General features: G+C 40.9%; 11 protein-coding genes. 7 read left to right on the top strand and 4 right to left on the bottom strand.

Annotation, left to right across the window (positions count from 1 at the left end; genetic code table 11):
* Window positions 1–2 precede the first annotated feature (2 nt).
* The gene (locus BJN41_RS11295; protein WP_070155326.1) at window positions 3–632 is read left to right on the top strand and encodes an arylesterase; all 630 of its coding nucleotides are present in this window, start codon (window positions 3–5) and stop codon (window positions 630–632) included.
* Window positions 633–671: 39 nt separating this feature from the next.
* On the opposite strand, the gene BJN41_RS11290 is transcribed toward BJN41_RS11295, so the two are convergent.
* A complete protein-coding gene (locus BJN41_RS11290; protein ID WP_019837464.1) occupies window positions 672–1286 on the bottom strand; it encodes a carbonic anhydrase in 615 nt (204 codons plus the stop codon).
* 298 nt (window positions 1287–1584) lie between these two features.
* On the opposite strand from BJN41_RS11290, the gene BJN41_RS11285 reads away from it, so the two are divergent.
* A complete protein-coding gene (locus BJN41_RS11285; protein ID WP_070155295.1) occupies window positions 1585–2646 on the top strand; it encodes an alpha/beta fold hydrolase in 1062 nt (353 codons plus the stop codon).
* A gap of 18 nt (window positions 2647–2664) precedes the next feature.
* Entirely contained in the window at window positions 2665–3678 is a 1014-nt protein-coding gene (locus BJN41_RS11280) for a hypothetical protein (RefSeq protein WP_070155293.1), read from the top strand.
* A gap of 72 nt (window positions 3679–3750) precedes the next feature.
* Here the strand turns inward: BJN41_RS11280 and nfuA are convergent, their stop codons facing one another.
* Window positions 3751–4389 (bottom strand): Fe-S biogenesis protein NfuA, encoded by a 639-nt coding sequence (nfuA, locus tag BJN41_RS11275; RefSeq protein ID WP_019837467.1) that lies wholly within the window; start codon window positions 4387–4389, stop codon window positions 3751–3753.
* 157 nt (window positions 4390–4546) lie between these two features.
* On the opposite strand from nfuA, the gene BJN41_RS11270 reads away from it, so the two are divergent.
* From BJN41_RS11270 to BJN41_RS11260, 3 genes are all read left to right on the top strand, one after another.
* Entirely contained in the window at window positions 4547–5164 is a 618-nt protein-coding gene (locus BJN41_RS11270) for a rhomboid family intramembrane serine protease (RefSeq protein WP_070155291.1), read from the top strand.
* A gap of 317 nt (window positions 5165–5481) precedes the next feature.
* On the top strand, window positions 5482–5676 hold the full coding sequence (locus BJN41_RS11265) for a hypothetical protein (RefSeq protein WP_004972042.1): 195 nt from the start codon (window positions 5482–5484) through the stop codon (window positions 5674–5676).
* A 252-nt stretch (window positions 5677–5928) separates the two neighbouring features.
* Window positions 5929–7476, top strand: a complete 1548-nt coding sequence (locus tag BJN41_RS11260) for a hypothetical protein (protein WP_070155290.1) — start codon at window positions 5929–5931, stop codon at window positions 7474–7476.
* Between the two features lie 128 nt (window positions 7477–7604).
* Here BJN41_RS11260 and BJN41_RS11255 read toward each other — a convergent pair whose 3' ends face one another.
* Window positions 7605–9221 carry an inorganic phosphate transporter gene (locus BJN41_RS11255; protein WP_070155288.1) on the bottom strand — a complete coding sequence of 539 codons (1617 nt, stop codon included), beginning with the start codon at window positions 9219–9221 and terminating at the stop codon, window positions 7605–7607.
* A gap of 509 nt (window positions 9222–9730) precedes the next feature.
* Between BJN41_RS11255 and metH the strand changes: the two genes are divergently transcribed.
* Window positions 9731–13420 (top strand): methionine synthase, encoded by a 3690-nt coding sequence (gene metH, locus BJN41_RS11250; protein ID WP_070155286.1) that lies wholly within the window; start codon window positions 9731–9733, stop codon window positions 13418–13420.
* A 564-nt stretch (window positions 13421–13984) separates the two neighbouring features.
* Here the strand turns inward: metH and BJN41_RS11245 are convergent.
* Window positions 13985–14576 (bottom strand): IS3 family transposase (locus tag BJN41_RS11245; protein WP_070155324.1); only part of this gene is annotated, 592 nt, incomplete at its 5' end.

Here is a 14576-nt window from a genome sequence, read left to right as displayed (position 1 = left end):
TTATGCAAAATCGCAATCTAACTAATCGTGTCTTCCCGCGTGTGTTGCTGCTTGGACTATGTTTCAGCCCATTCGTGGTATCTGCAAAAACCATTATGATTGTAGGTGACAGCTTGAGTGCAGGTTACGGCATACAACCACAACAAGGTTGGGTTCTCTTATTGCAAAAACGTTTAGAACAACAGTATCCGAAAGAGCATAAAGTGGTCAATGCAAGTGTCAGTGGCGAAACCACCAGTGGTGCTTTGGCTCGTCTGCCTAAATTGCTACAGACCCATCGTCCAGACGTTGTAGTCATTGAGTTAGGCGGGAATGATGGCTTGCGTGGACAACCACCACAAATGATTCAAAAAAATTTAGCGAACCTGATTCAGCACAGCCAAAAAGCCAAAGCGAAAGTGGTGATTTTTGGGATGAAAATGCCACCCAATTACGGCTCGGCGTATAGCAAAGCATTTGAAAATAACTATAAAGTGGTGAGTCAGCAATATAAAGTCAAATTGTTGCCGTTTTTTTTGGAGGGTGTGGCAGGCAATAAGCAATTGATGCAAAAAGATTTAATTCACCCAAATGCCAAAGCTCAGCCTATTTTATTGAATAATGCTTATCCATATATCAAAGGCGCTTTATAAAGCGCCTTTGAGGAGAATTTACTTAATGTGCGGTTCAGATTAAAAGTCAAAAAAAACCACTTCACCTGTTTCTAACGAATATTCTGCACCAACTACTTTCAACTGACCTTGTTCAATCAGGTTTTCTAAAACCGCTGAACCATGACGCAATTGATTTACCGATGCAAACACATTGGAACGCACCGCATGCTTAGACAATTTCGCCAAATCATTTTTCAGTTCAGTCTGCATTAAGGTCTCAACTGAAGGTCGAACACGGTTCACAATCGACATTAAATTTGCCGATGGCGGGCAGTCTGGGCACATTAGAGTATCAATTGTGGCTTGAATTGCACCACAGTGACTGTGTCCTAAGACAACAACCACAGCACAGTCATAACGCTCTGCCGCAAATTCAACACTGCCCACTTGTGATGGCGCAACCACGTTGCCCGCAACACGAATTACAAAAAGATCACCCAGTCCTTGGTCAAATACCATTTCTGCAGGGACACGTGAATCTGAACATCCTAAAATAATGGCAAATGGATTTTGGTCTTCTGCCATTTCTGCACGTTGTTGGTGCGACAATTGCTTCGGATGTTTGGTATCACCAGAAACAAAACGTTGGTTTCCTTGTTTAAGACGTTCTAAAGCTTCTTGAGCTGTTAGCATTCTTGATTTACCACCGATCTTTGAAGTTGCAATATTCTAAAGCCAGTCTTTATGAATGTCACTTGCAAAAAAATATACAGCCGCGCTTTTCTTTATTCATTTTTGTTATAAATTTTTTCACTTTTTATAGAGATATGTCACATTTTCTACCAATTTCAAAGCTTTGGTCAAAAAGCAATGGATGACTTTCAATTTTAATCGCATACAATAGACAGATTACAGATGTGCAATTAGATCTAAGAGCTAATGCCGATCATTATTGGAGCCTGTTTTTGGTTCGTCAGGGGAAGACGTTTTGATGATGAAATGTATTCGATCACGTTATCTACATACGATTTTTTTGGCTTTAGGACTAAGTACATCTTGCCTTGTGCAAAGTGCTGCGCCTAATCAATATACTTTCACAAAAAACAATAATATTAATAGCAACAACGCGACTGAACTTAAATTATTACAACATCACTTTCAGCAACAGCGCAAAGAGGCAGGACTCACCTCTAAAAGCATTCGAGTTGGAGATGTCGTCTGGAGCTATAATGAAGGTGGCTCGCAAAGTAAACCCACAATTTTATTGATTCATGGTTTGGCAGGCACACGTGATAATTGGAACCGTGTCGCAGAATTTTTAACACCACATTATCATGTGATTATTCCAGATTTACCCAATAGCGGTGACACCAAAACACCAAGCAATTTTGATAATTCAGTACCGAATGTAACTTCACAACTGCGTCAGTTTATTGAAGCAATTGACTGTGAAGAAAACTTACATGTGGCAGGACATTCTTTAGGCGGCCCAATTGCAACACTGTATGCCTCGCAATATCCTTTTGATACACAAAGTTTATTTCTACTCAACAGTGCAGGAATATATAAACTCGCCAATACGCCTTACACCAAAAACCCATTATATTTAAATGACTTAATTGTGAGCAAACATGGTGATTTAGCCAACATTGCTAAACAAATCATGCAAAACCCGCCTGCTATCACCTCACAAATTCAACATGCGCAAGAAGAAGCCCTAATTTCACGCTCGGAACAAACCCGTAAAGCAATTGAGCAAATTGTCAAACTCAACCGCATTTATACTCCTGACTCATTTGCGCGTTTAGCAGGGTCAATTGAAGCACCAACCCTGATTTTGTGGGGTAAACAAGATCGTATTATAAATGTTGAAGTGGCGAATGAGTTACAGTCTTTACTCAAACGCGCCGAAAAACCCGTGATTCTCAATAATGTTGGACACATGCCTTTATTGGAAGCCGAAAAACAAGTCGCACAATATTATTTGCCATTTCTGTCTAAAACACAGAACCTAAAAAATCCCCTTGCTGATAAACTGATTCCTCTAAATTAATTATTATATAAAACCTTTATGCAGAAACATCCCATCATTGAGCAACTGATTGACGCTCAGCTTGATTTTTTAGATCAAGAATTTAACCAAAGTGAAACGGTACAAACTGAGTTTGTGCAGTTTTATCAATGGTTTCGCAAACAAACTTTACAAGATCTATGGACATCGGAAGCCATTCATCAACTGATTCAACAACAAATTTTAAATACGCCTGCCAGTTCTTTTTTTGTGGAACAAATTGCTGAGCATATTCGTTTTGCACTGGTACACCCTGTTAATGACAGCAGTAAAATTGCCGACGTGATACCTGTGCTAACCATCGACAAAATTGCACAATATGTTGCAAGTAAAAGTGGACATCGTCAGCGTTTGATTAAAACCGTGGTGAATAATCCTGCCTTTGCCGCCATGATTACCCAACTCATTCAACATTCCATTCAAGATTATATGGATAATTCGGTGATCGCCAAAAGCGTGCCTGGTGTATCACGCTTTATGAAAATGGGTAAATCGGTTTTGGAAAGTGTCACTGATACCAATTTAGACCAAGCCATTCAGCATTATTTGCAAAAAAATGTGCAGAAGCTGACTCAAATGAGCGAATCGGTGCTTAATCAACATTTTGATGATGAAAAGCTGTATCACTTCCAAGCTAATTTATGGCACAGAATTAAAGACTTACCGCTTTCTGTTTTAAAAAATTATATTGAAGTGCAAGACCTATCTCAAACTGTCAATTTAGGACATGAAATTTGGGATCACTTGCGTCAAAGTGAGTATTTGAAACAGCAAGTGCATGATGGGGTGCATGCGTGGTATGTACGCAATCAAGCGCGCCCTTTTGATTTGCTATTACACGACTTAAATATTGATGAAGCTCTAGTCCAGCAACAATTACAACAATTATTAAATCCCGTCATTCAGAAAATGATTGCTGAAGGCTATTTAAAACAACGTGCACGTTATTATTTAGAGAAATTTTATTATTCTGAAGCAGCACAACAAATTTTAAATTTACAAACAAATAATTAGAGTCTACTGGCGATTTCAGATAAAAAATAACCTCCTAAAAATTTAGGAGGTTATTTTTAGCCAGATTAAAACTTATTTAAAATAAGCACCTTCAGATTGGCTGTGGTCAGTCTGATCCACCACACGCATTAATTCAGGTACGTGTTGTTTCAAGGTCGTTTCTACACCTTGCTTTAAAGTCACATCAATCGCTGAACAGCCCTGACAACCGCCACCAAATTTCAATACTGCAGTTAAGCCATGTTCTTCATCTTCCACCACTTCAACCAAAGCACAGTTACCGCCATGCCCTGCTAAACCTGGGTTAATTTCAGACTGTAAAACATAAGTAATGCGTTCTTCTAACGAAGCATCTGGACCTACACGTGGCACTTTTGAGTTAGGTGCACGGAAAGTCAATTGACCACCAAAACGGTCTTTGTTGTAGTCAATTACGGCATCCAATAAATACGGAATTGACGGCGTATCAATAAACGCAGGAAAGTCTGGATATTCCTGTTTGTAGTCTGTAGGTACAACTTCATCGGGCGCACTATAAGCCATGCAACATTCAGCACGCGGTGTACCAGGATTTTCCACAAAAACACGCACACCAATACCTGGTGTATTTTGCTTTGCCAATAAATCCTTCAAATACTCTTGAGCAGTTGGCGTAATCAATAAGTTTGGAATTTCATCTACAACTGCTGTGCTGCTGTTCTCAGTCGACATAACAATAATTTCCTCAAGCTGAAGTGGCTATTTTAACTTAAGATGCGGGGCAATAAAAAAAAATCAACCAAAATTGTCGGATTTATTCCTAAAGTTCGACTCTAACTCAGTTTTGATGCATTATTAACGCAGAATTCAAGTAAAAGAATAGGCGTTTATGCTCGATTTACCTTTTAATCATACCGTGACCATTATCATTATTACTGTCATCGTGTCTATGTTGGCATTTTCTAAACAAGAATTAATGAATCGTCTGATTTTTTGGCCGCCTGCTATGCAACGTGGTCAATATGACCGCTTCATTACCCATGGTTTTGTGCATGCCGATGGTGCGCATTTGCTGTTCAATATGATTACCCTGTTTTTCTTTGGCAGCATTATTGAAAGTTTTTATCGCCAATACGTCTATGATTTAGGCTTTGTTTTATTCTATTTGGGTGGTTTAATCGCCGCGATTATTCCAAGTTATTTAAAGCATAAAAATGACCATCGTTGGGCCAGCTTAGGCGCATCTGGTGCTGTATCTGCGGTGTTGTTTGCCTATATTTTGTTTGAGCCGTGGAAGTTGATTTTCGTGTTCTTTATTCCAGTGCCTGCCATTTTTTTTGCAATACTGTATGTAGCGTATAGCATTTGGTCGGGTAAACGCGGCAATTCCAATATTAATCACAGTGCGCATTTATGGGGCGCGGCCTATGGTGTGATTGTGACTATTTTAATTGAACCACGCATCTTGCCTCACTTCCTGAATAAACTGGCGCAACTGCCGTTTTAACTTTTGAAACTATAACGACTCGGTACATCTACCACTGAGTCGTTGCTACTTTAAAGAATTTTCAAATCCGTCAATAGACTGCTTTCATAAATCCGCTTAACACCATCATTTATTGCCTCTCATCTTCAGCCTCTATCATTGGGAAAAACGACTTTCAATCGTCATTTTATGAACTGCTGATAAGTATTTTTGATTGATGAAAGCATCTGAATGATCCAATACAGCATAAAGCACACAACAAATAACATGCAGTTACTCGACAAGCACTTATACTAAGAATATAAAGACTAAAACTATCAAGCAATCAGGAGTCAGCCATGAAAAAGTTTGCACTTCTAAGCGCCCTGTTACTCAGTCTAGGATTAAGCGCCTGTGCCGTACATACCCCTGAAGGCAGTGTGGTGATTGATCCTGACCGCACGATCTACCCGAAAGGCTATTATCCACACCAACATCCGCATGGTGATGGTGATTTTTGTCCTCCAGGTCAGGCGAAAAAAGGACGTTGTTAAGCTGTTGGTCTGAGTGAATTAAACATTGTTGATACAGCATCAGACTCATTTATGATTCGAACCTAGGCATTTAAACACTAACCTTTAAATCTCAACAACATTTCATTCACATTAAAAACCTTTACACTTCGTGAAGGTTTTTTTATTCAAATTTCACTCAATTTTGGTAGTTTTTGCTACCCCATATCGCAACTTGGCATAGATAATGTATACATCTGTATATTAATTTCAATTTAGTTTGCGAGTTTTTGCATGTCCACTTCTTACGATGGCTTACAGTTCCCAATTCATCCAAAAAAACATAAACCCAGCACCTCAAACACGGGCAAACAGATTATTGCCGAAGCCTTAGCCACAGTCGATCATCAAAGCTCCGTTGATGCTTTGGCAGAAAAAAACTGGCGTAAGCACTATCCAAAACATTTTAAAGCCCTTGTGATCAACGGTATTCGTAAACAAGCTAACGCCATTCAAATTGCAGAAGATGGGTTAAGAAAAGCGCATCAAAGTTTTGAGTTTTATCGTCATGAGCAAAAATATGTGCTGAAAGATGTCATGCTCTTGCCTACTGAAACTTTACATACCTTTAAATTACAAGGCAGCAGCCAAACAGCACCCGAATGGTATGTACCGTATCGTGGGAAAAAGTTACAAGGTCAAGCTCTGCTAGATCAAATTGCAATTTGGCTCGCAGCTGGCATTATTGAACCCAGTCATGCCGAAGCGTTAAATGCAGCAGTAGCGCATCCCGAATGGTTTGATTTGTCTGACCGTAATATGGTGCTATTTGGTGCAGCATCAGAAGCAGGTCCACTCACATGGCTAGCCAAATGGAAAGCCAATATTATTGCAGTCGATTTACCAAACAGCCGTGTGTGGAATAAAATTCTAAACACTGTGCAACAAGGCAATGCTACCTTATACGCACCAAGTACAACACAACTCACGGCAGATACTCCATTTGACGTTTTAACAGAACAATTGGGTGCAAATCTGCTCACGCAAACCCCAGAAATTGCACAATGGTTAGCCCAAAAATCTGAAACGCTAGATTTAGCAGCCATTGCTTATTTGGATGGTGAAAAACACGTGCGTGTTGCGATGGCGATGGATGCCATTATGCAATATGTTAGCGAACATAAAGCTGACAGCAGCCTTATGTTTATGTGTACCCCAACCGATGTTTATGCTGTTCCTGAAGAAGTGATTAGTGCATCAGCAGAGAAATTTCAGCAGCGTTCGCAAGGGCAAAAGCTACTCACCAAAAGTATTGAAACCCTTTCACGCAGCCATTTTTTTCAAAAAAATCTGCACCATTTGATTGCTTCAGACAATGGTCAACATTATGGTATTGCCGACTGTTTGGTAGTGGAACAAGGACCAAACTATGCTTTGGCAAAACGCATCCAGCAATGGCGTGCAATTTTAGCCCGTCATCAAGGACAGCATGTCAGCATCAATATTGCACCTTCGACCACCACACACTCTGTGACCAAAAATCCATTACTCAAAGCAGCATTTAGTGGCGCAAGTTTGTTTGATGTTGAAGCATTTAGCCCTGAAACCACCAATGCGATTATGGCGGCAYTGTGGATTCATGACTTACGCAATCCAAACTCGGCAGCCAATCCTGAAGTGAAACTTGAGCATCCGCTCGAATTGATGATGGAAGGTGCGAACCATGGTGGATTGTGGCGCGTGGCGTATTTGGCACGAACGGCCCTACCTTTCGCTGCGCTCTATGGCTTTGCTGCAGATAAATTACCGCTGGACAAAGTCATCCAAAAATTTAAAAAGTAATGTAAACCGCTAATCTATCTATTCAAAAGCTTGCCTGCAAATATTTCTCTAGACTGATCTGCAGGTATAAAAAAAGCGCTGTATCATCACAGCGCTTTTTTCAAACACTCAAAAAAGTTGAGAATGGATTAGAACACTTTTAAGAACAACCAGAACAAGCTACCCGATAAACAAATTGTTGCAGGTAGTGTGAAAATCCATGCAGAAAGAATCGTGCGAACCATCTGGAAATTCAGACCTGATTTATTTGCCACCATCGTACCTGCCACCGCACTGTTCAGTACGTGTGTAGTTGAAACTGGCATCCCCAAACCATCTGCAGCAGCAATAGTTGACATGGCCACAAGCTCGGCAGACATACCTTGACCATAAGTCATGTGCTGCTTACCAATACGTTCGCCAACGGTCACCACAATACGTTTCCAGCCAACCATCGTACCCAAGCCTAGAGCTAAGGCAACGGCAACTTTGACCCAAGTTGGAATGTATTGTAAGAACGAATCTAAATGGCTACGGTAGCTTTTAACCACTTTTTTCTGTTCTTCCGACATTTCAGGCAAGGCATTGGCTTTGTCTAAACGCTTGAACGAAGTCGTGCTTAAATACATATCGTTACGCATTTCTGCCACTTCAGCTTCAGGTACGTCTTTTAAGTTGCCATATTGCCCCACACGCTCACCCAAATGGTCGGTTAAACTTGCCAAAGCAGGTACGACTTCAGGAGTAATTTCTTTCGTCTGAATATAACTAGTAATAATCTGACGCGCTTTCTCATCTGGCATATCGGCATATTGTGGATAAATCACATCAGCCGTTTGCGTTGAAAGCTGCTGGAACGATTGAATGTGGTTTTGGCCTAATTCTTTGTTTAAAGAATACGCCAACGGCACAATCCCGATCAAAATCAACATGATTAAACCCATGCCTTTTTGACCATCATTTGAACCGTGCGCAAAGCTTACCCCAGTACAGGTAAAAATGAGAATGGCACGAATCAGGGGTGGTGGAGGTTTATTACCTTCAGGTGGCTGGAATAACTCCATTTGTTTCTTGAAGATTTTTTTCACCAAGAGGAACAAAATCGCAGCAAAGGCAAAACCAATTAATGGCGAGAACAATAAAGCCTTACCAACTTTCATGACTTGTTCCATGTCTACGCCACTAGCGCCTGCACCTGAGTTAAGCAAGTAGTTCATAATCCCCACACCTAAAATCGAACCGATTAAAGTGTGTGAACTTGAAGCAGGAATACCGAAGAACCACGTTCCCAAGTTCCAGACAATTGCGGCTATCAACATGGCAAACACCATGGCAAAACCTGCACCTGAACCAACATTCATAATCAGTTCGACTGGAAGCAAAGCAATAATACCGTAGGCAACTGCACCACTGGCGACCATCACCCCAAGGAAGTTACAGAAACCCGCCCACATTACTGCCACAGGTGCAGACAAAGCATTGGTATAAATGACCGTTGCCACAGCGTTGGCTGTGTCGTGGAAACCATTCACAAATTCAAAGCCTAAGGCAATGAATAAAGCGGTCGCCAATAAAATCACCGAGTACATGCTTAACGCAGGTACGTGGGATAAGTCCGCAGACAATTGGAAACCAATATAAATAAGGGTAGAAACGATGATCGTTAAAAACACCGGCATAAAAAATTTCGGTGTAGGCACATGAACATTGGTCGATTTAGTAATCGACTTGTGCGCTGAATCTACAGGAGTTGGTTTAGAATTCATGCAAGCAGAAAAGAGGATTTAAAATCCCCTTATTGTTCAATTAAATTGTGACAATTATATGACAAAGAGCTGCTATATAAAGCAACTTTCATACTTTATTTTCACACTTTAAGCTGTGTTTTAGGTGCATAAAAATAAAATAAATATTTAAATTTAAACACTTAGAATAAATAAACCTACTTTCCTTATGCCATTCTCTCAAATTTAGATTTATTACACGGTTGTCATATTTGTCTAAAAGTTCAGACAAATTTCAAGTTGAGCCAATTTTGCCTGAGCAATATGACAAAGCGATGACGCATCAAAGAAAATTAAAATTAGAATACGTATCATCACTGCTTTTATTTGGGATCAAAACCTACAGTACACTCCCCCTCCAAATTCTAAAAATACCGCTTTATGCACTATTTTTACGACTTACACTCGCTCTGGTCGCTTCAAGTGCACGAAAGCCTTGCGAACTCTGCTAAAATACCGCTCATTTCGGATTCAGTCATAAAGGGTTTTTTATGTCCACGCTTACCACCCTGAAAGCGCTTCTTGCCCAAAGAATTTTAATTATCGATGGTGCTATGGGTACTATGATTCAACGCCATCAATTGGAAGAAGCCGATTATCGTGGTGAACGTTTTGCAGATTGGGCACATGACCTCAAAGGCAACAACGATTTATTGGTACTGACTCAACCGCAAATTATTCAGGGCATTCACGAAGCCTATTTAGATGCGGGCGCAGACATTATCGAAACCAATAGCTTTAACGGCACGCGCGTTTCCATGTCTGACTATCACATGGAAGATTTGGTTCCAGAAATTAACCGTGAAGCAGCCCGTTTAGCCAAAGCAGCCTGTGAAAAATATTCAACACCAGACAAACCACGTTTTGTGGCAGGKGTACTTGGGCCTACATCACGTACTTGTTCAATTTCACCCAATGTAAACGACCCTGCATTTCGTAACATTACATTTGATGCACTCAAAGAAAACTATATTGAAGCTGCGCATGCCTTAATTGAAGGGGGTGCAGATATCCTGCTCATTGAAACTGTATTTGACACCTTAAACTGTAAAGCCGCGATTTTTGCAGTAAAAGAAGTGTTTAAACAGCTCGGGCGTGAATTGCCGTTAATGATTTCAGGTACCATTACCGATGCTTCGGGACGTACATTAACGGGACAAACTGCAGAAGCGTTCTGGAACTCGGTACGTCATGGCGATTTACTTTCTATTGGTTTTAACTGTGCCTTGGGTGCAGATGCCATGCGTCCACACGTCAAAACCGTTTCAGACGTTGCCGATGTATTTGTTTCTGCGCACCCGAACGCAGGCTTACCCAACGCATTTGGTGGCTATGACGAAACGCCTGAAGAAACTGCAGCTTTCCTCAAAGAATTTGCTGAAAGTGGCTTGATCAATATTACAGGCGGTTGCTGTGGTACAACACCTGATCATATTCGCGCGATTTACAATGCAGTAAAAGACATTCCACCACGTAAAATTCCAAACATTAAACCTGCTTGCCGTTTAAGTGGTTTAGAACCATTTAACATTTATGATGATTCTTTATTTGTAAACGTGGGCGAACGTACCAACGTTACAGGTTCTAAAAAATTTCTGCGTTTAATTCGTGAAGAAAACTTTGCCGAAGCCTTAGATGTTGCGCGTCAACAGGTAGAAAGCGGTGCTCAAATCATCGACATCAACATGGATGAAGGCATGCTCGATTCAGAAGGTGCAATGGTGCACTTTTTGAACTTGGTAGCCTCTGAGCCAGATATTTCTCGCGTACCCATCATGATTGACTCCTCAAAATGGGAAATCATTGAAGCAGGCTTGAAATGTGTACAAGGTAAAGCCATTGTCAACTCTATTTCCTTAAAAGAAGGTTATGACGAGTTTGTCGAAAAAGCCCGCCTCTGCCGCCAATACGGCGCAGCAGTTATTGTTATGGCCTTTGACGAAGTCGGACAAGCCGACACTGCAGCACGTAAACGTGAAATTTGTAAACGCTCTTATGATGTCTTAGTCAATGATGTTGGCTTCCCTGCCGAAGACATTATTTTTGACCCGAACGTGTTTGCAGTTGCGACAGGTATTGAAGAACATAACAATTACGCCGTCGATTTTATTGAAGCTACGGGCTGGATTAAACAAAACCTGCCACATGCCATGATTTCTGGCGGTATTTCTAACGTGTCGTTCTCCTTCCGTGGTAATGAGCCTGTGCGTGAAGCGATTCATGCCGTGTTCCTGTACTATGCGATTAAACAAGGCCTGACCATGGGCATTGTGAACGCCGGTCAGCTAGCCATTTATGATGACATCCCGAAAGAACTAAAAGATGCGGTTGAAGCAGTTATTCTGAATCAAAACCAAGGCGAAAGCGGTCAGGATGCCACAGAAAAACTACTCGAAGTAGCAGAAAAATACCGTGGTCAGTCAGGTGCACAAAAAGCCGAAGAAAACTTGGAATGGCGTAACGAATCTGTTGAAAAGCGTCTTGAATACGCTTTAGTGAAAGGCATTACCACCTTTATTAATGAAGACACCGAAGAAGCACGCTTAAAAGCCAAACGGCCATTAGATGTGATTGAAGGTCCGTTAATGGATGGCATGAACGTGGTCGGTGATTTGTTTGGTGCAGGTAAAATGTTCCTGCCACAAGTGGTGAAATCTGCGCGTGTAATGAAACAAGCCGTTGCATGGCTCAACCCGTACATCGAAGCTGAAAAAACCGAAGGACAGTCTAAAGGTAAAGTCTTGATGGCTACGGTGAAAGGCGATGTACACGACATTGGTAAAAACATTGTTGGCGTGGTCTTGGGCTGTAATGGTTATGATATTGTCGATTTAGGCGTGATGGTACCTGCAGAGAAAATCTTGCAAACGGCTATTGATGAAAAAGTCGATATTATTGGTTTGTCTGGCTTAATTACCCCATCATTAGACGAAATGGTTTTTGTTGCCAAAGAAATGCAGCGTAAAGGCTTTCACATTCCATTGTTGATTGGTGGCGCAACCACATCTAAAGCACATACTGCGGTTAAAATTGATCCACAGTTCTCAAACGATGCCGTCATTTACGTTGCCGACGCTTCGCGTGCCGTTGGTGTTGCGACAACCTTACTCTCTCCTGAAATGAAACCTGCTTTTGTTGCAGAGCACCGTGCGGAATACGCTAAAATTCGTGAACGTATTGCCAATAAACAGCCTAAAGCCGCGAAATTGTCGTATGCGGAAGCCATCGACAATGGTTTGAAAATTGATTGGGACAACTATACGCCTGCAGTACCAAACTTAATTGGGACTCAAGTGCTGACTAATTATCCGCTTGAAACCTTGTTGCCATACTTTGATTGGACACCGTTCTTTATTTCTTGGAGTTTGGCGGGCAAATTCCCAAAAATTCTGGAAGATGAAGTGGTGGGCGAAGCTGCAACCGACTTATATAACCAAGCGCAAGCCATGCTCAAAGATATTATTGCAAATAATCGCTTTGATGCACGTGCAGTCTTTGGGATTTACCCTGCCAACCGTTCTGCGGCAGATTCAGTACAAGTATATGATGCGACACGTAATCAAGTAACACATACTTTCCATCATATTCGCCAACAGTCAGACAAAGTAACAGGCAAACCAAACTTGTCTTTGGCAGACTTTGTCGCAACTGCAGAGCAAGGGCAAGATTACTTGGGCGGCTTTACCGTGTCGATTTTTGGTGCGGAGGAAATGGCCAATGAGTTTAAAGCCAAAGGGGATGATTATTCTGCCATTTTGGTGCAATCTTTGGGTGACCGTTTTGCAGAAGCGTTTGCAGAGCATTTGCATGAGCGTATTCGTAAAGAATTCTGGGGCTATCAACCGAATGAGCAACTGAGCAATGAAGAGCTAATTAAAGAGAAATATGTGGGGATTCGTCCTGCACCAGGCTACCCTGCTTGCCCTGAACACTCTGAAAAAGCAACACTGTTTAACTGGTTAGGTTCAACTGAAAAGATTGGCACACAGCTGACCAGCAGCTTTGCGATGTGGCCGCCTTCATCTGTGAGCGGCTTCTACTATGCCAACCCTGCTTCTGAGTACTTTAACGCGGGTAAAATCTCGTTAGATCAGCTTGAAGATTACGCACAGCGTAAAGGCTGGAGTTTAGATGAAGCGAAACGTTGGTTAGCTCCAAACTTGGATGATTCGATTAATTAATTGCTTTATGCCGCATGGGTAGTTCATCGGCCCATGCGCTATATATAATGTCATTGCAAAAGCCAGTGAATTGTAAAATTCACTGGTTTTTTGTTAAAACGAAGATTTAGAATTGCATTAATATCATGTACAAAAATCTGCTTCAAAGGAATGGGAAGCGATTGCTGTACCGCATCAACAACAATTAATTGACGATACTAGGAATTAAAATGGAAATCCATATATATTTTAACATAAGCATTAAAATTCAAATATTTATTGATTATTTTTAAATTTTTGTAAATTTAAATATATTTTAATCAATCTTGATTACAGTTTCTTAGTTCCTTCTAACTTTTATCTTTACAAAAATAACTTAAATGAAAATATCTAAAATTATCTAACTTTATCTTTTTTATATCCAGAAATGATTTCTTTATAACTTCTATGATACTTATCACTAGATAACCACTTTGATAGGAGAAATAGAATGTCTAGAACACCTAACGATGATCGCTCTGATAGTATGAATCCTAATAATGATGCGGTAATCCTCCCATAAATAACCGAAGTTAAAAGTAGAGGTTAAGCAGCCATTAGAGGTGGCTTTCCTTTGTTAGCTAGATGTGGTCTTTCATGGTTGTAATGCCACAACCAGTTTGTTGCATAATCTTGTACTTCATCCAAAGTATCAAATAAATGCTTGCTCAGCCAACTATAACGTATGGTCCGATTATAGCGTTCAATATACGCATTCTGCTGTGGCTTACCCGGTTGAATATATTCAATACGAATACCGTGCTCAGTAGCCCAGCGCACAAATTCGTGACTGATAAATTCGGGACCATTATCGCATCGGATCACTAACGGTTTTTCTATCCACTCCAGCAATTGATTCAACGTACGAATAACCCTGATTGTGGGCAATGAGAACCCTGCTTCAATGGCTAGGCCTTCGCGGCGGTAATCATCAATCACATTCAATAATCGAAACTTGCGACCATCGGAAAGCTGATCATGCATAAAATCTAATGACCAAACCTGATTTTCTCGGATTGGTTCTTTCAATGGTTCAGGCGCATGCCGTTTTAGTCTTCTTCTCGGTTTAATACGCAGATTCAGTGCCAACTCACAGTAAATGCGGTAAACCCGCTTGTGATTCCAGCAGCAACTCTCA

This window comes from Acinetobacter towneri, assembly GCF_001758345.1.
Classification (GTDB): domain Bacteria; phylum Pseudomonadota; class Gammaproteobacteria; order Pseudomonadales; family Moraxellaceae; genus Acinetobacter; species Acinetobacter towneri_A.
The sequence above is the reverse complement of the archived record's forward strand: the minus strand, read 5'-3'. Positions and strand labels throughout refer to the sequence as shown.

Bases quoted from the DNA above. Each gene is read 5' to 3' on its own strand.
- BJN41_RS11265 (WP_004972042.1), top strand. From the start codon at position 5,482: ATGAAAAAGTTTGCACTTCTAAGCGCCCTGTTACTCAGTCTAGGATTA.
- BJN41_RS11280 (WP_070155293.1), top strand. From the start codon at position 2,665: ATGCAGAAACATCCCATCATTGAGCAACTGATTGACGCTCAGCTTGAT.
- BJN41_RS11295 (WP_070155326.1), top strand. From the start codon at position 3: ATGCAAAATCGCAATCTAACTAATCGTGTCTTCCCGCGTGTGTTGCTG.
- BJN41_RS11290 (WP_019837464.1), bottom strand. From the start codon at position 1,286: ATGCTAACAGCTCAAGAAGCTTTAGAACGTCTTAAACAAGGAAACCAA.
- BJN41_RS11285 (WP_070155295.1), top strand. From the start codon at position 1,585: ATGATGAAATGTATTCGATCACGTTATCTACATACGATTTTTTTGGCT.
- BJN41_RS11255 (WP_070155288.1), bottom strand. From the start codon at position 9,221: ATGAATTCTAAACCAACTCCTGTAGATTCAGCGCACAAGTCGATTACT.
- BJN41_RS11270 (WP_070155291.1), top strand. From the start codon at position 4,547: ATGCTCGATTTACCTTTTAATCATACCGTGACCATTATCATTATTACT.
- nfuA (WP_019837467.1), bottom strand. From the start codon at position 4,389: ATGTCGACTGAGAACAGCAGCACAGCAGTTGTAGATGAAATTCCAAAC.